Raw genomic sequence first — 26,072 nt, forward strand, 5'->3', positions numbered from 1 at the left:
CAAAAAGTGCCCTGCCGCGCGGCACCCTCGGCAGGAGGCCCCATAGGATGAAAGGGAGACCGACTCAGGAGGAGACTGCCCGTGGCACGTACCGTCTACTACACCGCGACCACGCTCGACGGGTTCATCGCGGACCCGAACGACTCACTCGAATGGCTGCTGCGCCAGACCGAAGAACCGCCGGATGACGGGTTCATCGACGGCGTCGGAGCCGTCGTCATGGGCGCGACGACGTACGAATGGGTGCTGCGCAACCTCGACGGTCCCTGGCCCTACGAGGTTCCCGCGTGGGTGATGACCCATCGGAAGCTCTCCCTGCCCGAAGCCGGGACGGACGGGAAGACCCCCGATATCCGATTCGCCAAGGGATCGGTCTCTGACCACTATTTCGAAATGTGCACCGCCACCGGCGACCGTGACCTGTGGGTGATGGGCGGCGGCGACCTCGCCGGGCAGTTCGCCGACGAGGGACTCCTCGACGAGATCATCACCTGGACCGCGCCGGTGGTCCTCGGCAAGGGACGGCCGCTGCTGCCGCGCCGCCTCGACCTCGAACTCATCGAGGTCGGGTCCAGCGCCCCGTTCGTCATCGCCCGCCACCGAGTCATCGGCCCCCTCCTCGAAGACAGCCCTGCCGAATGATTCCCCTCGCCGAGGTGGGACGACGTTCCGTGCGGGAGGATCCCTAGTACGGATGGTCGGGGCCGCCTCGGCGAAGGAATCGATGATGCATACGCGAGGGTGGGCCGCCTCGGCGAGGTTCATCCGGATATCGGGCACCTCTGGTGGGCGGTGGGATTCCGTGATTCGATGCAGTCATGACTGCTGCGATTGAGAACCATCGGGCTCGCCTGCGCGCGGGGGAGATCTACAACGGACTGTGGTTGATGTCGACGAGTCCGGAGCTGGCGAAGGCCGGGTCGGCGGCCGGATTCGACTATGTCTGCCTCGACCTGCAGCACGGGCTGGTGCGGCCCACCAATGTGCTGCGGCTGACCGATGCCGTGCGCGCCAGCGGGGACGCGCTCGTGACCGCCCGGGTCGCGGCGAACCGATTCACGGAGATCGGTGCGCTCGCCGACGCCGGAGTCGAGGCGATCATCGTTCCGCTCGTGTCCTCGGTCGACGAGGCGCAGGCCGCGGTGGCCGCGCTCGACTATCCCTCGCGGGGCGGGGACCGTTCGTGGGGACCGACAGCCGAGATCATGCACGGCGCTGTGCAGGACACCCGGGATGAGCGGCCGCTGCTGTTCGTCATGATCGAGAACGAGGAGGGACTGGCCGCGGTCGAGGACATCTGCGCCGTGCCGGGAATCGACGGGGTGTACGTCGGTCCGTCGGATCTCGCGTTCGCCGTCGGCGCGCTGCCCGGCCAGCACAACGAGGCCCACGCCGAGGCGCTCGTGCGGATCCGCACGGCCGCCGATGCCGCCGGGGCGGTTCCGGGAATCCACTGCGGCGACGGCGAGGAGGCGAAGCTGCGCAAGGAACAGGGCTTCCGTTTCATCACCTCATGTGGTGATTTGGGTGCGGCGGGCCGAGCCTTCCGCGAGGATCTGGGCGCAGCCCGGGGATGAAACGTTCCCCAATTACTACCCGACGGCGGCCCAGCAACCTGGCGCGAGGTATCTGGGCCGCCGTCAGGTAGCATTAAGGGGCGAGTACAGTGACAGGCACCGACTCGAGAGGACAGAGCATGACCACAGAGACAGTGATACAGCAGGCCACCTCGCCCGAAACCACTCCCTCCTCCTCCGCCCCCACCGGAGCCGACCACACCGAACACGTCGACCTCCTTGTCATCGGCTGGGGCAAGGGCGGTAAGACACTGGCCGGCACAATGGCTCGCGCCGGCAAGAAGGTCGCCGTCGTCGAACAGTCGGAGATGATGATCGGCGGCTCCTGCATCAACATCGCCTGCATCCCCACGAAGATCCTCGTCCACGACGCCGAGAACAAACGCGCCGATGACGACGTCGACGAATACTTCGCCAAGGCCGTCGAACGCCGCGACACCCTGACCGGGGCGATGCGGAAGAAGAACCACTCGATGCTCGCCGACCTCGACTCGGTGCTGCTGGTCAACGGCCACGCCGAGTTCACCGGCGAACGCGAGGTCCGTGTCACCGGCGGCGCCGACACCATGACGATCACCGCCGACACCGTCGTCGTCAACACCGGATCCGTCGCAAACATCCCACCCATCGACGGTGCCCAGCTCGGCGGCCGCATCCACGACTCCGAATCGCTGCAGCACGTCGACCCGTTCCCGAAACGCCTCGTCATCGTCGGCGGCGGGTACATCGGACTCGAGTTCGGATCGATGTTCGCCCACTTCGGCTCGCAGGTCACCGTCCTCGACCGCGGACCCCGCCCGCTAGCGAACGAAGACGACGATGTCGCTGACGTGGTCGCCCAGGCTCTCGCCGACGACGGGGTCACCATCGTCAACGACGCCTCCGTCACTGCAGTCGACGACGGCGCTGACGCCGCGACCGTGACCTACGAGGTGGGCGGTGAGACCAAGACCATCGATGCCGAGGCGGTCCTCCTGGCCGTCGGACGCAAACCCGCGACTGCGGACCTCGGCCTCGAGAAGGCCGGCATCGACACCGATGATCGCGGGTTCATCGTCACTGATGAGTACCTGCGCAGCTCCGCCGAGGGCGTGTACGCGTTCGGCGACGTCAACGGCGGACCGATGTTCACCTACATCTCGCTGGACGACAATCGGATCCTCGCCGATCAGCTCCTCGGCGACGGGAAGCGGTCGACGAAGGATCGCGGTTCCGTTCCGTACACAATGTTCCTCACCCCGCCCGTCGCCCGCGTCGGCCTGACCGAGAAGGCCGCTCGCGACGAAGGCTATGAGATCAAGGTCGGAGCGAAGCTGCAGGCCGATATCGCCGCAGCGCCGAGGGCGAAGATCGAAGGCGACCCGCGCGGAATCGTCAAGTTCGTCGTCGACGCGAAAACGGACCTCGTCCTCGGCGCGGCCCTCGTTCATGTGCACTCACAGGAGGTCATCAATACCGTGGCGCTCGCCATGCGCCACGACGTCACCGCGACCGAGCTGCGCGACACGATCTACACCCACCCCTCGGCCACCGAGGCGCTCAACGAGGTACTCGGCGCACTCAAGTGAGAGCCGCGATAGGCTCACCATCATGAGCCGTCGCATCGTCATCACCACCGATTACCTGGAGCCCGGCGACAGCGTCGACCGGCTGCTGCGGGAGAACGGGCTCGATCCCGTGTATTCCCCGGCGGCTGGTCGACGCACCGAGGATGTACAGCGCAATCTCCTCAAAGGGGCCGTCGGTGCCATCGTTGCGAGCGAACCGATCACCCGTGACATGCTCGCCGAGGCGGCCGACCTCCGGATCCTCGCCCGCAGCGGAGTCGGATACGACTCCGTCGACACCACCGCGGCCCAGGAGTTCGGCATTCGCGTGGCAAACACGCCCGGCGTCAACCATCACGCCGTCGCCGAACTCACGCTCGCTCTCATGCTCAACTGCGCCAAACACTTCAGTGACGTCATCGCCGGCACCAACGCCGGTCAGTGGCCACGCATCGCAGGCACGGAACTGCGCGGCAAGACCCTCGGCGTCATCGGATACGGGCCCAGCGGCAAGGCAATCGCCGCAATCGGTGCAGCTCTGGGCATGAAAGTCATCGTCGGCACTTCCCACCCCGACACCGAGGCGGGCCCGAGCATCGAATTCGCCGACGTCGACACCGTCGTCGCGGCCGCCGACTATCTCACCCTCCATGCCCGAGCGGCCGGCACCCCGATGATCGACGCCGACCGGCTCGCGGCGATGAAGGACACCGCGTTCCTCATCAACACCGCCCGCGGGTCACTCATCGACGAGGCCGCTCTCGTCGACGCGCTCGAACGTGGCCAGATCGCCGGTGCCGCCCTCGATGTGCTCGAGACCGAACCGATGTCGAAAGACAACCCGCTGCGGAACTTCGACAACGTCTGGATCACCTCCCACCTGGCCGGTCAGACAGTCGAAGCCAGAGAGCGCGTCGGCATCGCCGCAGCCCGAACCGTCATCGATGTACTCGACGGAAAGGAACCCGTCGGACTAATCGTCTGAGCGCATCCGAGCTCACACCTCAGCGCCCTTACGCCTCCGCGACCGCACCCTGACGATGATGAGCACGGCCAACCCCACCGCCGCCAGGACCAGCCCGGCGAGGAACCCGTAGAAGGGGAACCCGTACTGTGTCACGGAGAACTCCTGGCCGGTGACGGTGTCGCCTGAGCAGGTCAGGCTCGGCGGGAGATAGTCGGCGGTGACGGAGAATCCGAGCACATCGTTGCCGCTGACGGACTCCGGGCAGATCCCGAATCCGTCCGACTTCGCATACCACTGGAGGCGCTGGCCGACCATCATCAGCGGGAGCACGAAGACCCCGATCCCGATGAGCAGCAGTGCCCATCGATCCACGCCGCCGTCACCCCGAGGGGATCGGGCCGAAGCGAGCAGTCGGGTCACCGTGAACGCAAGCAGCACACCGAGGAGCACAGCGGAGCCGAGCGCCGCGAGCCCGGCCGAGGTGATGAACATCGCCGAGGTGGCCCCGGAGTGTTCGATCATCGCCGTACCTCCGTCGTAGGTCGAGGCTTGGCAGACGAATCCGAATGGGGCGCGATCGATGATTTCCACTGCATCCGGATCAACACCGAAATCCGTGACCAGATCAGAACAGGCGCCGGCGCCTCCGCGTGCCTGGGCGAGTGCGGTCGAGATCCAGGAGGTCACCCACTGCGCCACGTGGAGAAGCAGAGCGATCGCCATGGCAGCGCACGGAAGCAGAATCGCCATCTGCCAGCGCGAGAGCCGACGGACGAAGCGAAAAGGTCCCCGCGCTGCGGCCCGCACTGTCGTCTCCATGCGTCCACATTAACCGGAAGAATATCGCGACAACCCACCTTGAGTGATGCTCAGGGTCTTCTCACAGGAAGAGCTCACCCTCGGCATCCGGCGGTGAACGCCCTGGCCAGAGCCGCCTCGGCGGTCATAGGGTGAAGGTATGGCGAACTCAGCAGATTCCTCAGCCCAGAACTCACCCACCCCCACCCTCGACCTCAACGACGGACGCGCGATCCCGCAGCTCGGGCTCGGTATCTACGCGATGAAAGGCGAGGAAGGCGTCGACGCCATCGTGGGTGCCGTCGACAACGTCGGCTACCGCCTGCTCGACACCGCGGTGAACTACGAGAACGAGCGCGAGGTCGGTCAGGCCATCGCCGACTGCTCCGTCGCTCGCGAGGACCTCTTCGTCACCTCGAAGATCCCCGGCCGCCATCACGGCTTCGACGAGGCGATCGCGAGCACCGAGGAGTCCCTGGCCCGGCTCGGTCTCGATTACCTCGACCTCCACCTCATCCACTGGCCCAATCCCAGCGTCGGCAAGTACGTCGACACCTGGCGCGGGCTCATCGAACTGCGCGAGCGCGGGCTCGTGAAGTCCATCGGTGTCTCGAACTTCACCGAGGACATGCTCACCGAACTCATCGACGAAACCGGGGTCACCCCCGCCGTCAACCAGGTCGAGCTCCACCCGTACTTCCCGCAGGCTGATCTCATCGCCTTCCACCGCTCCATCGGCGTACAGACCGAAAGCTGGTCCCCGCTCTACCGTGACCAGGGGCTCTTCGACGAAACCCCCATCGCCGAGGCGGCCGCCGCCCACGATGTCACCCCGGCCCAGGTGGTCCTGCGCTGGCATATCGAAGTCGGGTCCATCCCGATCCCGAAGTCGGCGAACCCTGAACGCCAGCGGTCCAATGCCGACGTCTTCGACTTCGCCCTCACCCCCGCCGAGGTGGCCGCGATCTCCGGACTCGAGCGCGGTCGGATGAAGGACCGGGATCCCCTGACGCACGAAGAGATGTGAGGCCGGGCCTCATTGCTGCCGGCTGGCCACGCATGTCAGCTGCAGATGGAAGACTGGTGGCATGGATCGAGCCATGACCATCGTCCCGAAAGACGAGCTGAAGGCCTTCGTCGACCCTGGAACCTTCGCGCGCGGCACAGACTATGCGCGCAAAGGCCAGGTGCTGCGGACCGTCTGGCACGAATCCGACCGGCAGCTCGTTGCCGATGTGGCCGGCTCCGCCGGGCTCTATGAAACCACGATCACTTTCGATGACTTCGACGATGGCAGAACCGTCGAGATCGTCGACACCGCCTGCACCTGCCCGGTCGGCTACGACTGCAAGCACTGCGTAGCGGTCGTCATCGTCAACAATCAGCAGATGCTCGAACAGCGGACCTCCGCGATCATGGACGACTTTGACGGTCACGTGCCCGGGGAAGATGAAACGGACCAGGTCAGGGGTGTCGACCCTTCCGACTTCGGCGCGATCATCGGTGGCGGGCGATCGACAGTCAGACAGGTTCGGGTACCGGAATGGAGACAGCGGCTCGACCGCATCATCGAGGTCTCGCGTCGGTCGAGCGCGCAGCCCGAGACCGTGGCACTCGGCTTCGAACTTCACCGCGCCCCACAGCGCAGCTACTTCAATAGGGCACCATCGAGACTCAAGGCCGCTGAAATCCCTGACGAGGCGGAACCGCAGGTGCACGTCCGGCCGCTGATCCCTGGAGCAAAGAACAACTGGATCAAGGGGCAGGCCGGCTGGCACTGGTTCACCTCACGACTCAACGCCGCGCGCTTCGACGCCGACCAATTCGAATGGTTCTACCGACTGGCCACCCTCGACGACGGGCTCGGCCGATTCGGCCATGCACAGTCGTCGGCAACGATCCGACTCGACGACTTCGGCTCACCCTTCCTGTGGGAGCTGCTCGGTCAGGCCGCTGACCTCGACATCCCACTCGTCAGCGCCGACAAGCAGATCGCAATCCGGCTGGGGCAACGGGCCGAATTCCAGCTCGATGTCACGCGCAGCGACGACGACCTCGTGCTCAAGTCCGCAGTCGTCATCGACGATCAGCCGGTGCAGGCTCACGAAGTCCGGCCTATCGGACTCGGCGGCGTGTACCACCTGGACATGGTGGGCAAGGCGAAGGCCGTGGTCACACTTGCACCACTGACCGAGCCGATGACCGAGGCACAGCGCACCCTTCTCGAAGGGCCCGCGGCCACAAGGATCCCCGAACCAGGGCACGAAGATTTCGTTGACCGCGTCCTCCCGCTGCTGCGGAAGTCGCCCGAGAGGCGCGGCGGGATCCGGGGAGTCGGGAACGGGAAGAAGTCCGACCTCGGCGCCACGAATAGCGGTCCCGGTGACCGAGTCATCAGCAGCGACGGATCCGTGGACCTGCCCGTCGAGAAGTCCCCGCACCTCAACCTCCACATCAGCTACGACAACCCCGACCAGCGCAGGTCCGCCAGAGGCGGCGCAGACAAGAGCGACCGCGGCCCGGGCCGATCCACCCCGACGATGCGGCTGAGCTGGTCATGGACCTACTACTCGCCACAGCGGACATTCCACTTGGTGCCCAATCGCAGCGAACTGTCCGACCAGGTGCGCGGTCGCGACCAGAAGTTTGAGCACGCCGTCCTCCGTCGCCTGCGCACCATCGACCCCGACGCCGCCCGAACGGAATCGACCATCCTGACCGGCATCGACGCCGCCACCTTCAGCACCCGGATCCTGCCCCGAATCCAAGAACTTGATGACGTCACGGTTACCTTCGCCGACAGCGACAACGCCCCGGAATTCCGTGAACTCGACGCGACCCCGCAGGTCAGCCTCCGCACGCAGGCGACCGATGACTCGGACTGGTTCGACCTCGGCATCGACATCACGGTCGATGACCACGAGATCCCCTTCGTCGAACTCTTCACCGCGCTCGCGAGGGAGCAAACCCACCTCATCCTCGACGACGGATCGTTCTTCTCCCTCGACAACCCCGCCTTCGGCCGTCTGCGTGAACTGCTGACCGAAGCGAATGCCCTCGATGGCTTCTCGCCGGAGAACCCGCAAATCAGCCGCTACCAGACCGCCCTGTACGACGAACTCGAGGATCTCGCCGACGACATCGCCGACGATCCGAAGTGGATCGAACTCATCGGCGGGCTGAGGGACCTCGATACGATCGCCGAGGTGGCCGTGCCCGACACCGTGAACGCGCAGCTGCGGCCCTACCAGGTGGAGGGGTTCCGCTGGTTGGCGTTCCTCCGGCAGCACCGCCTCGGCGGGATCCTCGCCGACGATATGGGTCTGGGCAAGACCCTGCAGACGCTCGCTCTCATCGACCACGACCGCACCGAAAGCGAGACCGAGACTCAGGCCCCATTCCTCGTCGTCGCCCCCACCTCGGTGGTGGCGAACTGGGTGCTCGAAGCCCGCAAATTCACCCCGCACCTGAGCGTGACGGCGGTGGGAGAGACCGCGAAGAAGCGCAAGCGCTCCGTCGCCGCGGCGGTCGCCGGTGCCGACATCGTCGTCACCTCGTATGCGGTGATGCGTCTCGACATCGACGAATTCGCCGCCCTCGACTGGGCAGGCCTCATCTACGACGAAGCCCAGTTCATGAAGAATCACCAGGCGAAGACGCACCGCGCGGCGAGGCGACTCGAGGCCCCGTTCCGGCTGGCGATCACGGGCACGCCGATGGAGAATTCGCTCACCGATGTGTGGTCGCTGGCCGCGATCACCTCGCCGGGACTGTTTCCGAACGCGAAGCGCTTCAGGGAGGACTATGTCCGCCCGATCGAATCGGGAGAGTCTCCCGAGCGGATGGATCGGCTGAGGTCGCGGTTGCGGCCATTCATGCTGCGCCGGACCAAGGATCTCGTGGCCGCGGACCTGCCGGAGAAGCAGGAGCAGATACTCGGGGTCGAGCTGGAGCCAGCGCACCGGCGCCTCTACGACACGGTGCTGCAGCGCGAGCGTAAGCAGGTGCTCGGCCTCCTCGGGGAGTTCGAGAAGAACCGGTTCGCGATCTTCCGGTCACTGACGCTGCTGCGGATGCTCGCGCTCGATCCGGGGATCGTCGCCGAGTATGCGGACTCCGGGATCGCCTCGAGCAAACTCAGTGTGCTCATGAGCCACCTCGCCGAGGTCCGGGATGAGGGTCATCGGGCGCTCGTGTTCAGCCAGTTCACGAGCTACCTGCGTGCGGTGGCGGCCGAACTCGAGGACAGCGGGATCGACTACGTCTACCTCGACGGGTCGACCAAGGATCGCACGAAGGTCATCGAAACCTTTCGGGAGGGCGACGCTCCCGTGTTCCTCATCAGCCTCAAGGCTGGGGGATTCGGCCTCACCCTCACCGAGGCGGACTACGTGTTCCTGCTCGACCCGTGGTGGAATCCTGCGGCAGAGAATCAGGCCGTCGACCGGACGCACCGCATCGGTCAGACCCGGCAGGTCATGGTCTACCGACTCGTCGCCGAGAACACGATCGAGGAGAAGGTGCTGGCGCTGCAGACGAAGAAGGCCGAACTCTTCACCGCGCTCATGGACGACGGCAGCGCATTCAGCGAGGTGATCTCCGCCGCGGATATCAAGGGTCTGTTGGAGGGGTGAGCCTCGTCAGAATCGTCAGCCGCCCGGCACCTCGACGAGGTTGCCCCTGATTCCCGTCAGGTAGCCCGCTCCCAGCGCAGTGATCGAGAGCAGTTTTCTCTTCGCCCCAGTCCGCGGGGCATCGGCAGCCGTGCTGACAAGGAACCCGGAATCCTGCAGGCGTTTGATCGTGCGGTAGAGGCCGCGTTCTGTGATCTGCCATCCCGTGGCTGCGGTGACCGCCTCGGCGACGGTGGAGATCTCGGCCGGCTGATGCTTCGCAACCAGGGAGAGCGTGATCGGGGTGAGCATCGACTTCTTGTAGGTCTCGACCCAGGACTCGAAGCGGTGGTCGAGCCACTCCCGTTCTTCCGGGGTGAGTGCGGCCGAGCTGCCGTTCGCCCCAGTCGTGACGTCGATTGCCTCGTTTGTGGTGCCGCGAGACTCTGCCGCCATTCTCAGTCCTCCCAGCCGCGGCCGAGGACTGAGCCGAGGAGGTGGACCAGCAGCCCGAGCCCCCACAGTGCGCTCATCACGAGCGTGGCTCCGAACCAAGAGCTCTCGAGCAGGGTGCGGGTCGCGTCTCCGGCGCCGTCGACCTCGAAGCCGAGGAACATCACCCGGAGTACCGCGTGCAGATTGAAGGAGGTGGTAACGGTGACGAAGGCAATGGCATGCGCGATGACCACGCCGAATCGGACACGCTTGAGCGCGGGCAGGGTCCGCCACAACCACACAACGATTCCGAGAGCGACGGCGGCGGTGAGGATGCCGGCGAGGAGAGTCACGTCTCCTCCGGTCGCCGCGATGACGATCTGCACGATGAGCATGGCGACAACGAGACCGAGCGTGTAAGGGAGCAGGAGTGTACGGGCGTTGGCGGGCGATGACGTCTGCGGGGTTGTAGTCATTTTGGTACTGTACCTAAGGTTCAATGCGCGTCGCAAGGGACGACTTCGCACGATCTCTCCGGTGGGGCCCACCTGTGTGAGAATGTCACCGTGGAGATGGAAGTCAGGCATCGGCGCGCTCTGCGCGGCACCTTCGCCGCAGCATTTGCGGCCTTTGTCGCACTGACGTCGCACATCCTCGGTGGGGATCCTTCCCGACGGCGATGCGTGTCATCGTCCCGCTGGCGCTGTCGATCCTCGTCTGTGTCCTCCTGTCCGGGCGCCGACTGTCGCTGCCTCGGTTGACGGTCTCCGTCGTAATCAGGCAGACGCTCTTCCACCTTCTGTTCTCGCTCTTCACTCTGCATGGCTCTGCATCGCCGAACACGGTGGCACGCTCCGACAACGGTCTCGCCGAGCTCCTCGGCTCGCACTCTCACCATTCGCAGGCGCATGGAGCCCACCATGCGGCGATGCATGCGTCTCCCGGAGGCGCGGTGCAGATGGCTCATGATTCCGCAGTCATGCCTGCCATGGACGGGTCCATCGGCGCTGCGGCAGAGTTGCATTCGCCCTCGTCGCCGGGGATGCTGCTAACCCACTGCGTTGCCGCGATCGTGACGATTGCGATGATCTATTGGGCCGAGCGACTGCCGGTCATGCTCGGCGACTTCGCCCGCTTGATCAACCGTGCCCGAAAGCTCGGATCCGGACCCGACCATCCACCGTAACCACCCCGACCGATCCGACAGGCCCGTTCCGTGGTTCGGCCCGCTTCTGCGTCGTCTCCACTTCTACGCGGGCATCCTCGTCGGTCCGTTCATCCTCATCGCCGCGCTCACCGGGGCGGCCTACGCGATCAGCCCGACGCTCGAAAAGGTGGTCTATGCCGACCAGCTCAGCGTCCCCGCCACCGGGGGACCCGCTGCCGCTGGTCGACCAGATCGAGGCCGCGAACACCATGATCGCAGGCAGCGATTCGACGCTGTCCGCCGTGCGGCCGGCTCCCGAGCCGGAGACACCACGCGCGTGATGTACTCCGACCCCAACCTTGGGGAGAGCGGATCCCGGGCGATCTTCGTCGATCCATCCACCGCCGAGGTGGTCGGTGACCTCACCGTCTACGGAACCTCGGGAGCCCTGCCGCTGCGCACCTGGATCGACCAGCTGCACCGCAGCCTCCACCTCGGCGATCTTGGACGCCTCTACAGCGAACTTGCCGCCTCATGGATGGGCATCGTCGCGGCCGCGGGGCTCGTGCTCTGGATCCTCCGGGCTCGCAGAACGAAGAGGCCCGCCGCGATGCTGCGACCGAACCGGACGCACAAGGGGTTGAGGCGCACCTTCTCCTGGCACGCCTCGGTGGGCATCTGGGCGGCGATCGGCATGCTCTTCCTTTCGGCCACCGGGATCACCTGGTCGCAGTTCGGCGGGGAGAACGTGACGAAGCTGCGCGCCGCGCTGAGCTGGGCGACCCCGGCGGTGTCGACGGAACTCGGCGGGCAGAGCGACGCGGAAGACGCAGCGGGTGCAGCGAGCGCCGGTGCGCATGCGCACCATGGAACCTCCGCCGAGGCGGCCGACCCCGCCGTTGCTCGTTCCGCCATCGATCCGGCCGACTTCGACATGATGTTGGCCATGGCGCGCGGAGTGGGCATCGACTCCGGGGAGCTGGAGATCCTGCCGCCCGAGGAAGACGGATCAGCGTGGGTGGTGCAGGAGATCCAGCGCAGCTGGCCCACCCAGGTCGATTCGGTCGCCTTCGACCCCGAGGCGATGGAGGCCACTGACCGTGTCGACTTCTCCGATTACGGGGCAGCGGCGAAGCTCGCCCGCTGGGGTGTCGACCTACACATGGGCACACTTTTCGGTTTGGCCAACCAGATGGTGCTCTTCGCGCTGGCCATCGGCATCGCAGCGATGGTCGTCTGGGGCTATGTCATGTGGTGGCAGAGGCGGCCGAAGCGGAACCCGGCGAAGAGGTTCGGGCGCGCACCCGCACGCGGTGTGCTGAACGGGGCTCCGTGGTGGGGAGTGGCTGCGATCGTCCTCGCCGCAATCGCGATCGGTGTGTTCCTGCCGCCGGTGGGCATCAGCCTCGTCGGGTTCGTCGTCATCGATGTGCTGCCCGGGCTGAGGGAGTGGCGTCGTGAGCGGCAGTCCATGACGATCTAACCCTCACCGCACCCATTCAGTACCGGGCTGGCGCCGACACACATCACATCAGGTGCACGTCGCAATCACCTTAGGCGCGGGCTGACATCACCTTTTGGACAGGTCATCAGGTTTCGAACCGATGATCTGTCCAAAAGGTGATGAGCCCGGATGCAACGGCCGCCAGTCGCGAAGCCGAGCGGCCCGAATCTGCCGGCGCGCATCCTCGCCAGTGCGCATTACGTGTTTTTCGAAGCTCTTCACTCGATGGGAACTCCTGCTCCTGCTGTCGAACGCGAGGTGGTAAACGTCAAAAGGCGTAGCCTGGGACCATGCCCCGTCACCTTCTGACCTCGACGCCTCCGAACTCCGACCCTCGCCGAGGCGGTCCCACCGGCGGTGACGCCGCAGACGCCAGCTCGGCTGCCGCGCCCAACCAACGCTCCAAAGGTCCCGTCCGCGGCCGTGGGGCACTGCTCGTCCTCTTCGCGATCCTGCTCGTCGCCTGGGTGGGTGTCGCCGGAGTCGGTGGACCCTACTTCGGCAAGATCTCCGAGGTGGCCACGAACGATCGTTCCTCATTCCTCCCCGAGTCCGCCGAATCGACCCGAGCACAGGAGATCATCGACCGCTTCAGTGACGACGACTATGTCCCCGCCATCGTCGTCCTCGAGAACACCGACGGAGTCACCGACGACGACTCCGTGGCCCTCGACGATATGGCGAAGGAACTCGACGGCGACGGTCTGCTTGCCGCCGACGGCTCACCGGTCATCCCCTCGGACGACGGCGACGCCCTCCAACTCATCCTCCCCGTCTCCTCCGACACCACCGCCGATGACGTCGAGAAGATCAGAGACGTCATCGCGAACACCTTCCCGACCGCGAATGCCGCCGATGCGGCACCGGATGAGTCCGGCAACGTCGCCACCCCGGCCACGGTTGCCGATGTCTACGTCACCGGCCCCGCCGGATTCTCCGCCGACCTCTCCGAAGCCTTCGCCGGAATCGACGGCATCCTCCTGCTCGTCGCGCTCATCGCCGTCTTCGTCATCCTCATCATCGTCTACCGGTCCCCGCTGCTGCCGGTCATCGTCCTCTTCACCTCGGTCGCCGCGCTGTCCGCGTCGATCTTCGTCATCTGGCATCTCGCCGACGCCGGGATCCTGCTCATCAACGGCCAGGTCCAGGGCATCCTCTTCATCCTCGTCGTCGGCGCCACCACGGACTATTCCCTCCTCGTCGTGGCCCGGTTCCGCGATGCCCTGCAGACCGAGCCGGATCGTGTTCGGGCCGGGCTCGCTGCGCTCAAGGGCGTGGCCGAACCGATCGCTGCCTCCGGAGGCACCGTCATCGCCGGCCTCCTGGTCCTCCTGCTCACCGACCTCGCGTCGACGCGCGCCCTCGGCCCGGTCGCGGCCATCGGCATCGTCGTTGCCATGCTCGCGGCGCTGACCTTCCTGCCTGCCGCGCTCATCATCATCGGTCGTGCCGTGTTCTGGCCGTTCCGACCCCAGGTGACGACCGCTGAGGTGGGGGGCCGTAAGAAGGGAATGTGGGCCCGGATCGCGGGTGTGATCGCCGCCCGACCACGCCTGATCTGGATCGGACTCGTCATCCTGCTGGCTCTGCCGCTCATCGCGGTGCCGCAGTTCAAGGCCTCCGGGGTCGCGCAGAGCGAGTTCGTGCTCGGCGAATCCGAGGCTCGTGACGGCCAGGGCGTCCTGGCCGAGCATTTCCCGGGTGGGTCCGGAACTCCGACCCAGGTCGTGCTCGATGCGAACGAACTGAGCACTGCCGCCGAGGCGGTCGGCCGCCTCGGCGGGGTCGGTTCGATGACCGTGGCCGCTGAGGATTCCCCGAGCGGAACCATCGGGATCGACGAGGACGGAAAGCTCCAGCCCCCGCAGGGTGGTCCGGGCAGCGGCGCACCGGATGCTGCCGGCGGCTCGGCGGCGATCGATCCCACCGAGGTCGACGGTCAGGTCCTCCTCGAAGTCACACTCTCCGATGCGGCGGACTCCCTGGCTGCCGAGACGACGGTGACGGAGATCCGCGATGCCGTGCACGACATCGACGCGCACGCCCTCGTCGGCGGGCAGACCGCGGTCGACCTGGACACGAACAACACGGCCGAGGCGGACCGGACCCTGGCGATCCCGATCATCCTGGTCGTCATCACGGTCATCCTCATCCTGCTGTTGCGGTCCCTGTTCGCGCCGCTGCTGCTCGTGGTCCTGACCGTGCTGTCCTTCGGCACCGCGCTGGGAGTCTCGGCGCTCGTGTTCAACCACCTCATCGGATTCCCGGGCGCCGATCCCTCGGTGCCGCTCTACGCCTTCGTCTTCCTCGTCGCGCTCGGCATCGACTACAACATCTTCCTCATGTCCAGGGTGCGCGAGGAGTCGCTCAAGGTGGGCACAAGGGCAGGCGTGCTCAAGGGGCTCGTGGCGACGGGTGGGGTGATCACCTCGGCGGGCGTGGTGCTTGCGGCGACCTTCGCGGCACTCGGGGTCATCCCGATCATGTTCCTCGTCCAGCTCGCCTTCATCGTCACTTTCGGCGTGCTGCTCGATGCCATCCTCGTGCGCTCGCTCGTCGTCCCGGCGCTCGTCCACGACATCGGACGCGGAGTGTGGTGGCCGTGGCGGAAGCGGATCCCGCAAGACTGAGCCGGTCGGGGATCGGGCGAGCCGCCTCGGCGAGTTCGAACCGATGGTGAAGGGCCGACGGCGGCAACACGATACCCCCGGAGTGAGACCGGAGTCCGGGCGACTCTGCTCAATCTCTCCAGCCGGGGGTACGTTGGGGATGTGCCGGGTACTGACGCCGAGGGGTGGTCGACGGGCCCCGAATCTGGGGCCAGTTATATCATTGAACTACTATTCTGTTGACTATGCAACAAAAGTGTGGCATGACACATCGACGAGCGGGGGCGGACCGATGGACAAGACGACTCCGGTGAGCAGCATGATCAGGCAGAACGGCCCGATCAAGATCGCGGCCTGGCGTCTGATGATGGAGAAGTATCAGGACTTCTATACGAGGTTCGTACACGAGTTCCGGACCCGGCACGGGCTGACCGTGAACGAGTTCGACGTGCTCATCAACGCCCGACCCGAGGCCCAGGTGCGCCACCGAGAGCTGCTGCGCAGCCTCGTGATCAGCCGCAGCGCGCTCAGTCGACTGCTCGGCAAGCTCGAGGATCGTGGCTTGGTCACGCAAGAGCCCGACCCGGAGGATCAGCGCGGGGTGCTCGTCGCCTTGACCGAGGAGGGACTGCGGCTCTGCGACGAGGCGGCCGCGACGAATGCCGAGATCATCCTCGACGGTTTCGCCGGGCTCACGGATGCCGAGGCCGACGAGATCTTCGAACTCGTATCGAAGGTCCGCCCGGTCGAGTAGGGGGAGTTCTTGGATGCCTGTTCTCGATGAGCTGTAGTAGGCCGCCGTCTTCGCCCATTCCGAGTCTGGTCGGTCCGAACGAAACCTATAAAGCGACGGCCTCACTTTTATGAGAAACTGGTATAACTCATAAATTGGGGAGATGGCGATTATGAGTTCTGAACGACCGAGACGGGAACAACGCGCACTGACGCAGTGGCCTGCCCTGGAGAGTGAAACCCTAATCTGGAGCACGCGACCTGGGTTTGGGCCGAAGGCGACCGCGATGATCGGAACTGAAAAATATGAGGCGGCGGTTCCACCGGCGATTGCCGATCGTATTCCGGACCTCGGTCGTGATGTCCAAGAGGTTTCTGAAGAAGCTACGCGTGAACTCAGTCGCTTCGATGCCGAGCGTGGTGCGGAGATTGCAGGTTTCGCGCCGATACTGCTCAGGTCGGAGGCTGCATCGTCATCGCAGATCGAGAACCTGACTGCGAGCGCACGTGCCATCTTCTCGGCAGAGTACGGGGCCCGCGCGGGGAGCAATGCGGAGCAGATCGCTGCGAATACGAATGCATTGTCGGGCGCTCTCAAGGATTCGGGGCCGATCAGCAGTCAGTCGATCCGAGAAATTCACCGCGTTCTCATGGAACTGCAGTCACGTCATCCCGCCGGAGCTTTCAGGAATGAGCAGGTCTGGATCGGGAGCCGATCGGATTCGCCTGTTGGGGCGGAATACGTTCCGCCTCATCATTCCCGAGTGGAAGGTCTGATCGAGGACCTTTCGCAGTTCATTCAACGGCGTGATGTTCCGACAATGGCTGCTGTCGCGATTGCACATGCCCAATTCGAAACGATTCACCCATTCACCGACGGAAATGGACGCACCGGACGCGCATTGGTGCAAGCGATGTTTCGGCAGCGAGGCATTACCCGGAATGTCGCTGTTCCGGTCTCAGCTGGGCTGCTGACAGACGTCCGTCGATATCACCAGGCCCTGACCGAGTATCGCAATGGTGATGTCAATCCGATCGTCAGAATATTCGCCGAGGCAGCTTTCCGCGCGGTGGACAACAGCACTCAGCTCGTTGACGATCTGAGGGAGATTCGTCGCGGTTGGGATTCGACGCTGACTGCTCGGAAGAACTCGAACGCGTGGCGCCTGCTCGATATTCTTCTCGAGCATCCTGTGCTCAATTCCGCCACGGCCGCAGAGCTGCTCGGGGTCGCACAGCCGAACATCTATCCACCATTGCGAACGCTTGTCGATGCCGGCATCGTGAAGTCAAAGGCGGAACATGGTCTGGGGCCCTTCTGGCGCAGTGACGAGATTCTGGCAGCGGTCGACGCGTTCGCCGAGCGTGCGGGTCGGCGTCGCCCGGCTTGAGCAGTCGAGTCCGCGCGGCACACGCTCCCCCTCCCCGCCCGCCGCGAAGAGGGCTACGATGTGGCCATGAGCAACGTCGAGACCCGCCCCGATCAAGTGGTCTGCAAGGCCGGGGGACTGCCCGGGCCGGCCTGTGACCAGCAGGGACGTTCCCCGGTTGAGATCATCACCTCCCGTGAGATTCCGCTCGGCGGTCCACGGGCGATGATCGTGCGCCGCACCCTGCCGCAGCGGCAGCGCTCCCTCATCGGACCCTGGTGCTTCGTCGACCACTACGGGCCAGCCGATGTCTCGGTCACCGGCGGCATGGACGTCGCCCCGCACCCGCACACCGGATTGCAGACCGTCAGCTGGTTGTTCCAAGGCGCCATCCAACACATCGATTCCGGCGGAAACGCGGGCCTCGTCCTGCCCGGCGAAGTCAACCTCATGACCGCAGGCGCCGGCATCTGCCATTCCGAGGTCTCGACCGAGGAGACCACGACCCTCCACGGCGTCCAGCTGTGGCTGGCCCTGCCTGACGCCACCCGCCACCAGCCCGAACGCGAATTCGAGCACTTCGAACCCGCCCCTGGCTCCTTCGCCGGCGGAGAGATGCTCGTCTTCCTCGGAAAACTCTGGGGAACGGAATCTCCGGTGCAGACACATTCGCCGCTGCTCGGCGCCGAGATCCGCCTCGACCCCGGTGCGAGCATCGACCTGCCCGTGAATCCGGGATTCGAGCACGGCGTCCTCGTCGACTCCGGCGATATCGCCTTGGAGAACGTCGACCTGCCCGTTGCGGCGGTCGGCTACACGGGAACCGGTGTTGAAGAGCTGCGCATCGCCAACCGCAGCGACGAACCCGCCCGACTCATCCTCCTCGGCGGCGAACCGTTCCCCGAAGAGATCGTCATGTGGTGGAACTTCGTCGGCCGCACCCATGAGGAGACCGCGGCCTACCGTGAGGAATGGCAGGCCGAGGGCGACCGCTTCGGCGTCGTCGACGGCTACGTCGGCAAGGGTGGGCCCGGTCGCAATGCCGACGGCATGGGAAGGCTCCCCGCGCCGAGGCTGCCCGACGTCACGATCAGACCGCGGAAGAATCCGCCGCCCCAGGTTCAAGGTGGACCTGCGGAATAGAGCGGTGCCGAATTCCGCTTCACCCAGTACCAACAGAGCACGACGAAAGGGTTATAGCCATGGTGAAGACATTCGAGGACAAGACCGGCGCCGAGGTGACGGTCTCGCTGAACGAATCAACGCAGTCCTATGACATCGCCGTTGCCGACGGGACCGTCGCCGGGCACGCGTACTTCCTGCCCGGGCCGGATCTTGAGACAGAACGCATCTTCCACCACACTGTCGTCGACGAGGAGTTCGGCGGTCGGGGACTGTCGAAGTTCCTCGTCGCCGAGGCGCTCGATGATTCCCGCGAACGCGGAATCACGGTGGTGCCCGTGTGCCCGCTCTTCGTCAAGAAGCTGCAGGAGACCGGTGACGACTACGCGGCGCAGGGCGGGAAGTACCGCAACGCCACCGGTGCCGACATCGACATCGTGAAAAGCCAGGCGTGAGCGGGTCGATGAGCAACGCGAGTCGTCCCTTCATCGACAAGATCCACCCGGAGAACTATAAAGCCATGGCCCAGGCGGCCGCGGCATCGCGGAAGGCCTCGCGTGCCGCAGGACTCGATGACGGGCTCATCGAGCTCGTGAACACACGGGTCTCGCAGATCAACGGGTGCCGGACCTGCCTGAGCATCCATGCCCCGGCGGCCAGGAAGGCCGGCGTCTCCCAGCTCAAGCTCGACGTGCTGCCCAGCTGGCATGAGGCTGAGATCTTCACCGAACAGGAGTTCGCGGCGCTGACCTTGGCCGAGTCCCTGACCGTGCTGGACAAGGCGGAGGATCGGGACGCGATCGCCGCCTACGCGGCGCAGCACCTGACGACCGAACAGATCTCTGCGATCGAATGGTCGACCATCCTCATCAACGCGTTCAACCGCATCTCGATCGCCAGCGACCACCCGGTGTTCGGAGCTCGGCAGGACTGAGCGTCTGCCGGCCGATTGGGTGCGGTCGACCGAGCGGTTGGACTCGGCGGGCCTCAGTTGAGGATCTGCTGTCATCGTCCGCGCGGATCGCGGCGAGACGCCCCCGCCACATCTGCAGATCCTGCGGGCTCAGGCTGGCTGTGCCGTGGCCCAAGGCTGCTGCGTCGAACGCCACCGACGGGGAGGGCATCGGGCCCGATTGTTGAGACTGCTCGTCCCGGAGGGCTGCTGATCAGTCACACTTGAGCCCGACCGTTGCACGACCGCTGAGCCTGAACGACCGGAGCCCGCCTATGTCCACCTCCACATCGACGACCACCGACGGGGCCACCTCGGCGCCGGTGACCTTCGGAGGTCGACTGCGGCTCATCGGACCCGGAATCGTGCTCGCGCTGGCCAGCGTCGGTGCCTCCGACATGATCACGACGATGAACTCCGGGGCCGAGTACGGTCTCGCGCTCATCTGGGTCTTCACGGTAGGCATCGTGCTCAAGTTCGTGCTCTCCGAGGCGGTCTCCCGGCTGCAGATGAGCGGGGACCGGTCGCTGCTGTCCCACCTCACCGGCTTCGGCGGGCGGACCTTCCCGGCGCTCTTCCTCATCGCCGAACTGCTCGTTGGACTCTTCTTCGGCGCGGGCGTCGTTGCGGTGACGACGAATATCCTCCAGGCGATCTTCCCGGTGCTTCCGTTCTGGCCGACGGCCGTCGTCGTGCTGCTCTCGGCCTCGGTGCTGGTGGGCATCGGCCGCTACGGTCTCGTCGAAAAGGCGATGATGGGCTTCGGAATCATCATGTTCTTCGGCATCATCGCGCTCGCGATCTCCGTCTTCCAAGGTGACGGCGCCCAACAAGTCGCCGCCGAGACCGTGGGCCCGACGTTCCCAAACACTTCGATCATCACGGTGATGTCGCTCATCGGCGGGGTCGGGGGAGCGACCGGCATCCTCGCCTACTCGTTCTGGATCCGCGAGAAGGCGTGGCGGACCCCTGACTGGAAGCCGGTCGTCCGCCTCGACCTGTTCATCAGCTATGGACTCGTCTTCGTCTTCGCCGTGGCGATGAGCGCTGTGGGAGCCTTCATCCTCTACGGCCAGGGCTTCACGATTTCGGACAATGATGCGCTGTTCGCCATCGGCGATGACCTGGTGGGTCGGATCGGTGAGACCGGGCGTTTGGTGTTCCTCATCAGCTTCCTCGCCGTGGTGTACACGAGCGTGCTCGGCGGATTCTCCGGCATCGCCTACGTCACCGCCGACTGCCTGCGAGTGCTGCGCCGCTACCCGCACCAGGACGAACCGGCCAATGAGATGTCGGCGAAGTCGATCGAATTCCGCGGCGTCCTCGTCTACCTCTCGATCGCAACGTTGGTCATCATGAGCCTCGGCAAACCCGTCACCCTCGTCCTCGTCTACGCTGCGATCAGCGCGTTCATCCTGCCGGTGCTCGCGCTCGCCCTGCTCGTCATCCTCAACCGCGGATCCGTGCCGACCGGCCTGCGCAACACGTGGTGGTCGAACACGCTGCTGACGGTGTGCCTGGCACTCTTCGGATTCTTGGCGATCCTCCAGGTCAAAGAGTCGGTGATGGGGTTCATCGGGTGAAGTGAGGCGCACCCGACAACTGTCGGGTGACTGCGCGAAAAGCACGATGGTCTGGCGGTAGTGCCGCGGTGCCGGGGTCGGCATACTTGGTGACATGACACAACGACGGTCACGATTCGACGCGGAGCTCGCCGCGAGTCTGTCCGTCATCGGCGGGGTCTTTCCGCCGACCATCACTCCTTCGCTCATCGACTTCATGCGAGTCTCGTACGCCTCGGAGCCGCTGGCGGAGACTCTCAGCGGCCGTCGGGTCGAACATTCCGAATATCAGGTGCCGGGCCACCTCGGCGAGGACATCACCGTCTCCGTCTTCAGACGATCCGGGGACACCGGACGACGACCGACGATCGTCTACGCCCACTCCGGCGGGCTGATGTTCGGCGATCGCTTCAGCGCGCTCGGCCTCAACCTCGACTGGGTCGAGAAGATCGGTGCGATCCTCATCTGCCCCGAATACCGCCTGGCGCCCGAGTTCCAAGACCCTTATGCGCGTGAGGACATGTACGCCGCGCTCCTGTGGGCGGCGGAGAACTCCGACACCCTCGGCGTCGACCTCGCCCGTCTCATCGTCGCCGGAGCCAGCTCCGGAGGGGGACTGGCCGCCGGAATGGCGCTGGCGGCCCGCGACCGGCACGGACCGCAGCTCAAGGGCCAACTGCTCATCTACCCGATGCTCGACGACCGCGGCATCACACCGTCGACGCATCAGTTCGACGGCATCGGCGTCTGGGATCGGGTGAGCAACGAAACCGGATGGCAGGCGATGCTCGGCGATGACTACCGCACCGAGGCGGTCTCGCCCTACATCGCACCATCGCGTGCCAACGACCTCACCGATCTGCCGCCCGCTTACATCGACGTGGGCTCGGCCGAGATCTTCCGGGACGAAGCCGTCGCGTACGCCTCGGCCCTCTGGAACGACGGCAGCGAAGCGGAGCTGCACGTGTGGCCCGGAGGCTTCCACGCCTTCGACATCTTCGCCGCCCATACACACCTTGCGCAAGGAATGATCAGCACCCGAATGGCCTGGATCGAGAAGCTCCTGGCCGACTGAAAGGAACATCATGTCTGAGAACACAGCTGTCAACGACGCAGTTGTCCGCGTGGCCACGAAGACCGTCGACAGCGGCGGCGTCCCAGGCGTCGTCGCCGGAGTGACCACCGACAAGGAGACCATCAGTCTCACTGCTGCAGGAGTCCGCTCCCTCGACGACCCGCAGCCGATGACCACGGACTCCGTGTTCTTGATCTTCTCCACGACGAAGGCCCTGACCGGCACCGTGGCACTGCAGCTGGTGGAGTCGGGAGAGCTCGACCTCGACGCCCCGGCGAAGGACTATGCCCCAGGATTGGCCGACGTACAGGTCATCGACGGCTTCGACGACAGTGGAGAACCGATCCTCCGGGCACCCGCCAGCGAACCCACCACCAAACAGCTGCTGCTGCACACCGCCGGCTTCGGCTACGACTTCTTCAACGAGAAGTACGAACGACTCGCCCGCGAACACGGCCAGCCGAGCATCGTCACCGCCACCAGGAAGGCGTTGGAGACTCCGCTGCTGTTCGATCCCGGCACCCAGTGGGAGTACGGGTCGAACATGGATTGGGCCGGCCAGGTCATCGAAGGCATCACCGGAAAGACTCTGGGTGAGGCGATGCGCACCCGAGTCCTCGAACCGCTGGGCATGGACGACAGCACCTTCCGTCCGACCGCGTCGATGCAGGAGCGGCAGGCCACGATGCACCAGCGCACCGACGGCGAACTCGCGGCGACCGACTTCATGCTGCCCGAACCGGAGGCGGAGATGGGCGGCCACGGACTCTTCTCAACCGTCGATGACTACCTGAAGTTCATCAGGATGTGGCTCAACGACGGAGCAGCCGACGACGGAACCGTCGTCCTCCGCCCCGAAACGGTGGACATGGCCACGCAGAACCACCTCGGCGATCTTCGGGTGAAACTGCTGCCCGGAGTCATCCCGAGCTTGTCCAACGATGCGGAATTCTTCCCCGGCATGCCGAAGACCTGGGGATACACGTTCATGATCAACGAGGAGGACGCCCCGACCGGACGCCCGGCCGGCGCCGCCGCATGGGCGGGTCTTGCCAACCTCTTCTACTGGTTCGACCGACAGAACAAGATCGGCGGGTACTGGGCCACACAGATCTTCCCCTTCGCCGACCCGGAATCGGTTGGGGGCTACCTCGAGATGGAGACGGCAGTCTACGATGCTCTGAAAGGCTGATTCGCGACCGAGGCGAATCGCGACCGTCGGTCGACAATCGTGGACTGCCAATCGTCGACCGACGGACGAACGAGGAGGTGGTGACGTGCAGGAGCTGCTCGGCAGGATTGCCAAGCTCGATCCCGAGGCGAGCCTGGGTCTGCGCGTCATCGCCTGCTTCGACGAACTCATGGCCGGCGAGGTCAATTCCCATGCCCTCGCTTCCGCGGCCGCGGCTCTGGCCGGTTGCCCGGCCGGCTTTCGCAGTGGGGACGGGAGCAGGCAGCTGAGGGTCGATTCAGGCGGAGTCTCGATTCCGGGAGACCGACCCGCCGAGGTGGCCGCACTGTCCCTGCCGAACGATTCCGAGGTCTGGCTCGAGCGGGAGGACGGTGCCTTGCCCAACGATGAACTCATCCTTGAGAGATTCGGCCTGGCCATCGGGGTGAGATTCGGTCTCGAACGGCAGCAGCTGGAGACCCCGCGGGACGTGGCACTCGCCCTCGATCCTGCCGCGACGCCCGAAGACCGGAGTGCTGCCGCGGTTCGCCTCGGGCTGACGCCTGGTTCGGGATATCGAGTCCTCGCGGCCCCGCTGTTCGCCGTCTTCGAGAAACGACCCGCCGGTCCCACCGATGTCATCACCAGCGAACATGGCACTCTGCAGGTGGTCATCGTGACCGACGACACCGAGGACATCGCCGTGACACCGGCCGGACTGGGGCCGTCCGGGTCGATCGGAGAACTGCCGCGGTCACTGCGGGCAGCCGTGGTGGCACTGCGGCTCAGCCGCCCGCCCGAGGAAGGACTCGTGCGAGCGGAGAACTTCGGTGGGCTCGTCGAACTGCTCGCCGAATCATCCGAGACAGCCGATCCGGACGCAGCTCTGATAGACGAGATCATGGACTCGCCGTGGGCGGAGTCCACGGTGCGCGTGCTCCTCGAAGCACCGACGATCAGGCAGGCGGCCCGCGACCTCGGTCTGCACCACAGCACGGTGCAGAGCCGGGCCGAGCAGATCGAACGCTGCCTCGGCTACGACCCGCTGTCGGGCTACAACCGCACCAGGTTGGGCATCAGCGTGCTCCGGTGGCGGCTTCGCAATTCCCGAGTGCTTGAACTTCCGGGGCCCGTGGGGTGAAGGGGTTCTTGGCCGCCATTTGCCCGCGGTACTCGCCTCGTGCTCACTCCCGACCGGAGCTGATCCACTGAGGGTTGTCCACGATGTTCCGAGTCCCCTCGACGAGGATGCGGATCGCATCGAGGCTGCCCATGTCCTCTGTGCCGAGTCGAAGGTCCAGTGCCCCGAGGTTCTCGACGCTGCGCTCCGGCTTCCGCGATCCGGGGATCGTGACGGCGGCGACACCGAACTGCGCCGCCCGGTGGAGGAGCCACGCAAGTGCGATCTGAGCGTTGGTGGCATCGTGACGCAGAGCAACCTCGGCGACGATGTTGTCAAGCCCCGTGTTTGATGGAGAGTTTTCTACTTGGAATTCATCGGCTCACCCACGAGCTACGCAGCCCGTGGCATCGTGCTGAGATGATCGGCTCGGAACGCGGCGGGAGTCGCCCCACCAAGTGCTCCGTGGGGCCGGTACGTGTTGAACCAGTGCACCCACTGCGCCGTGGCGATCTCGACATCATCAATACCTTTCCAGGGACCCTTGTTCCGGATGAGTTCGGCCTTATAGAGTGAATTCAGCGCTTCAGCGAGGGCGTTATCGTATGAATCTCCTTTCGACCCGACAGACGCGACTGCGTCTTGCTCAGCCAGGGCCTCGCCATAGCGAATCGCTCGATACTGGACCCCGCGGTCCGAGTGATGCACCAGCCCAGACAGGTCGTGACCAGCACGTTTACGCTGATAGATCCCCATCTGCAAAGCGTCAAGAGCCAACTCGGTATGCAACGACCTCGAGACCTGCCAGCCGACGATCTCGCGATTGAACACGTCGGTGACGAACGCGACGTAGACCCACCCTGTGAACGTGTGCACATAGGTGATATCGGCCACCCACAGCCGGTCAGGAGCGAAGGCTTCGAAGTGCCGATCGACGAGATCGGCCGGGCAGTTCTCCCGCGGTGCTGACCTCGTAGTGTTCGGTGCCTTGGCCCTCTTGATCCCGTGTAGATCGAGGTCTCTCATCAGGCGCTCGATCGTGCAACGGGCCACATGCCCGCGACCATGCGAGTCAGGTTCGCGGTTGAGCACGATATGCATCTTCCTGGCTCCGAACGCATCGTAATTCTTCCCGTGCACAGTGCTGATCTCTTCTTTCAATACCTCGTCACGTTTCTGTCGAGCCGAGGCTGGTCGATGTTTGCGGGCATAGTAGGTACTCGGAGCGATCTTCACGCCGGCAGCACGCAGCGTGGCACAGATCGGCTCGACTCCGAGTTCGTCCTTGTGCTCGTCGATATACGAGCAGACTACTTCGAGGGGCGGTCGAGCTCCGCCGCGAAAAAAGCCGAGGCCGACTTCAGGATTTGGTTGGCCCGGCGCAGTTCCCGATTCTCCTTCTCGAGGTCCTTGATGCGCTGGGCTTCAGCGGTGGTAGTGCCGGGGCGGTCGCCGGCATCGACCTGGTCCTGATTGACCCAGGACCGCAGTGTTTCTGGGTTCACACCGAGTTGGTCGCCGATCCGGCGGAAGACGCCGCGGCGGGCACCAGGGTCAGCTTCGAGGGCGTCGAGGACCATGCGGACTGCTCGTTCGCGTAGCTCGAGGGGGTACTTCTTTTGGGGCATGACAGGGAAGTCCTTTCCGTGGCTTCACTGTCTCCATTATTCCCGGGGCGAATCATGTCGACGATCGTCTGGTTCGTCTCCCACGCCTCACCCACGCGTTCGGTGCCGCCGCGGAAGTCGCCGGCGACCAGGTCCTTGGTCAG

23 protein-coding genes and 1 other annotated feature are annotated in these 26,072 nt (G+C 65.2%); of the genes, 18 read left to right on the plus strand and 5 right to left on the minus strand.

The window, feature by feature from the left end; translation table 11 throughout:
• The first annotated feature begins 81 nt into the window (after positions 1–81).
• The 4 genes from CXR29_RS01000 to CXR29_RS01015 all read left to right on the plus strand — a co-directional run bounded on the left by CXR29_RS01000 (position 82) and on the right by CXR29_RS01015 (position 4,109).
• Complete coding sequence (locus CXR29_RS01000) at positions 82–642, plus strand: dihydrofolate reductase family protein (protein WP_127363610.1); 561 nt, start codon at positions 82–84, stop codon at positions 640–642.
• A gap of 176 nt (positions 643–818) precedes the next feature.
• Positions 819–1,577: an HpcH/HpaI aldolase family protein gene (locus tag CXR29_RS01005; RefSeq protein WP_164742740.1), complete on the plus strand. Its 759-nt coding sequence runs from the start codon at positions 819–821 to the stop codon at positions 1,575–1,577.
• A gap of 119 nt (positions 1,578–1,696) precedes the next feature.
• Complete coding sequence (locus CXR29_RS01010) at positions 1,697–3,145, plus strand: dihydrolipoyl dehydrogenase family protein (protein WP_127363611.1); 1,449 nt, start codon at positions 1,697–1,699, stop codon at positions 3,143–3,145.
• Positions 3,146–3,167: 22 nt separating this feature from the next.
• Positions 3,168–4,109 carry a phosphoglycerate dehydrogenase gene (locus tag CXR29_RS01015; RefSeq protein WP_096168351.1) on the plus strand — a complete coding sequence of 314 codons (942 nt, stop codon included), beginning with the start codon at positions 3,168–3,170 and terminating at the stop codon, positions 4,107–4,109.
• A gap of 12 nt (positions 4,110–4,121) precedes the next feature.
• Here CXR29_RS01015 and CXR29_RS01020 read toward each other — a convergent pair whose 3' ends face one another.
• Positions 4,122–4,910 (minus strand): hypothetical protein, encoded by a 789-nt coding sequence (locus CXR29_RS01020; RefSeq protein WP_096168350.1) that lies wholly within the window; start codon positions 4,908–4,910, stop codon positions 4,122–4,124.
• A 139-nt stretch (positions 4,911–5,049) separates the two neighbouring features.
• Between CXR29_RS01020 and CXR29_RS01025 the strand changes: the two genes are divergently transcribed.
• Both CXR29_RS01025 and CXR29_RS01030 read left to right on the plus strand, forming a co-directional pair.
• On the plus strand, positions 5,050–5,916 hold the full coding sequence (locus CXR29_RS01025) for an aldo/keto reductase (RefSeq protein ID WP_127363612.1): 867 nt from the start codon (positions 5,050–5,052) through the stop codon (positions 5,914–5,916).
• Between the two features lie 61 nt (positions 5,917–5,977).
• Entirely contained in the window at positions 5,978–9,523 is a 3,546-nt protein-coding gene (locus CXR29_RS01030) for a DEAD/DEAH box helicase (RefSeq protein WP_127363613.1), read from the plus strand.
• A 15-nt stretch (positions 9,524–9,538) separates the two neighbouring features.
• Here CXR29_RS01030 and CXR29_RS01035 read toward each other — a convergent pair whose 3' ends face one another.
• Positions 9,539–9,958 (minus strand): helix-turn-helix transcriptional regulator, encoded by a 420-nt coding sequence (locus tag CXR29_RS01035; RefSeq protein WP_127363614.1) that lies wholly within the window; start codon positions 9,956–9,958, stop codon positions 9,539–9,541.
• Positions 9,959–9,960: 2 nt separating this feature from the next.
• Complete coding sequence (locus CXR29_RS01040; RefSeq protein ID WP_127363615.1) at positions 9,961–10,413, minus strand: hypothetical protein; 453 nt, start codon at positions 10,411–10,413, stop codon at positions 9,961–9,963.
• Positions 10,414–10,616: 203 nt separating this feature from the next.
• Between CXR29_RS01040 and CXR29_RS01045 the strand changes: the two genes are divergently transcribed.
• The 12 genes from CXR29_RS01045 (at position 10,617) to CXR29_RS01100 (ending at position 24,322) form a co-directional block, all read left to right on the plus strand.
• A complete protein-coding gene (locus CXR29_RS01045; RefSeq protein WP_127363616.1) occupies positions 10,617–11,123 on the plus strand; it encodes a hypothetical protein in 507 nt (168 codons plus the stop codon).
• Entirely contained in the window at positions 11,083–12,567 is a 1,485-nt protein-coding gene (locus CXR29_RS01050; RefSeq protein WP_127363617.1) for a PepSY-associated TM helix domain-containing protein, read from the plus strand. The genes CXR29_RS01045 and CXR29_RS01050 overlap by 41 nt, the downstream gene beginning before the upstream one ends.
• Before the next feature lie 311 nt (positions 12,568–12,878).
• On the plus strand, positions 12,879–15,218 hold the full coding sequence (locus CXR29_RS01055; protein ID WP_127363618.1) for an MMPL family transporter: 2,340 nt from the start codon (positions 12,879–12,881) through the stop codon (positions 15,216–15,218).
• A 235-nt stretch (positions 15,219–15,453) separates the two neighbouring features.
• Positions 15,454–15,951 carry a MarR family winged helix-turn-helix transcriptional regulator gene (locus CXR29_RS17215; RefSeq protein ID WP_164742741.1) on the plus strand — a complete coding sequence of 166 codons (498 nt, stop codon included), beginning with the start codon at positions 15,454–15,456 and terminating at the stop codon, positions 15,949–15,951.
• A gap of 265 nt (positions 15,952–16,216) precedes the next feature.
• Positions 16,217–17,320, plus strand: a complete 1,104-nt coding sequence (locus CXR29_RS01065) for a Fic family protein (RefSeq protein ID WP_101555532.1) — start codon at positions 16,217–16,219, stop codon at positions 17,318–17,320.
• Between the two features lie 66 nt (positions 17,321–17,386).
• Positions 17,387–18,442 (plus strand): pirin family protein, encoded by a 1,056-nt coding sequence (locus tag CXR29_RS01070; RefSeq protein ID WP_127363619.1) that lies wholly within the window; start codon positions 17,387–17,389, stop codon positions 18,440–18,442.
• A gap of 59 nt (positions 18,443–18,501) precedes the next feature.
• Positions 18,502–18,876 carry a GNAT family N-acetyltransferase gene (locus tag CXR29_RS01075; protein ID WP_101596566.1) on the plus strand — a complete coding sequence of 125 codons (375 nt, stop codon included), beginning with the start codon at positions 18,502–18,504 and terminating at the stop codon, positions 18,874–18,876.
• Between the two features lie 8 nt (positions 18,877–18,884).
• Entirely contained in the window at positions 18,885–19,355 is a 471-nt protein-coding gene (locus CXR29_RS01080; protein WP_101596564.1) for a carboxymuconolactone decarboxylase family protein, read from the plus strand.
• A 293-nt stretch (positions 19,356–19,648) separates the two neighbouring features.
• On the plus strand, positions 19,649–20,956 hold the full coding sequence (locus CXR29_RS01085; RefSeq protein WP_127363620.1) for an Nramp family divalent metal transporter: 1,308 nt from the start codon (positions 19,649–19,651) through the stop codon (positions 20,954–20,956).
• 94 nt (positions 20,957–21,050) lie between these two features.
• Positions 21,051–22,010 carry an alpha/beta hydrolase gene (locus CXR29_RS01090; protein WP_127363621.1) on the plus strand — a complete coding sequence of 320 codons (960 nt, stop codon included), beginning with the start codon at positions 21,051–21,053 and terminating at the stop codon, positions 22,008–22,010.
• Positions 22,011–22,020: 10 nt separating this feature from the next.
• Positions 22,021–23,202, plus strand: a complete 1,182-nt coding sequence (acmB, locus tag CXR29_RS01095; protein WP_127363622.1) for a methyl acetate hydrolase AcmB — start codon at positions 22,021–22,023, stop codon at positions 23,200–23,202.
• Positions 23,203–23,287: 85 nt separating this feature from the next.
• Complete coding sequence (locus CXR29_RS01100; protein ID WP_127363623.1) at positions 23,288–24,322, plus strand: helix-turn-helix domain-containing protein; 1,035 nt, start codon at positions 23,288–23,290, stop codon at positions 24,320–24,322.
• Positions 24,323–24,365: 43 nt separating this feature from the next.
• On the opposite strand, the gene CXR29_RS01105 is transcribed toward CXR29_RS01100, so the two are convergent.
• Together CXR29_RS01105 and CXR29_RS01110 are read right to left on the minus strand one after the other, a co-directional pair.
• Positions 24,366–24,632, minus strand: coding sequence for an aldo/keto reductase (locus CXR29_RS01105; protein WP_127365218.1), 267 nt, complete (start codon positions 24,630–24,632; stop codon positions 24,366–24,368).
• Positions 24,633–24,694: 62 nt separating this feature from the next.
• Positions 24,695–25,929, minus strand: a protein-coding gene (locus CXR29_RS01110; protein ID WP_373270471.1) for an IS3 family transposase whose coding sequence is annotated in 2 segments (ribosomal slippage) — positions 24,695–25,644 and positions 25,644–25,929 — 1,236 coding nt in all. Because the reading frame shifts where the segments join, the coding sequence is not laid out codon by codon here.
• Positions 25,523–25,651 (minus strand) — a sequence feature (AL1L pseudoknot). Its footprint overlaps the gene before it by 129 nt.
• Positions 25,930–26,072: the final 143 nt, after the last annotated feature.

Origin of the sequence: Brevibacterium linens (genome assembly GCF_003999335.1) — a bacterium.
Classification (GTDB): domain Bacteria; phylum Actinomycetota; class Actinomycetes; order Actinomycetales; family Brevibacteriaceae; genus Brevibacterium; species Brevibacterium linens.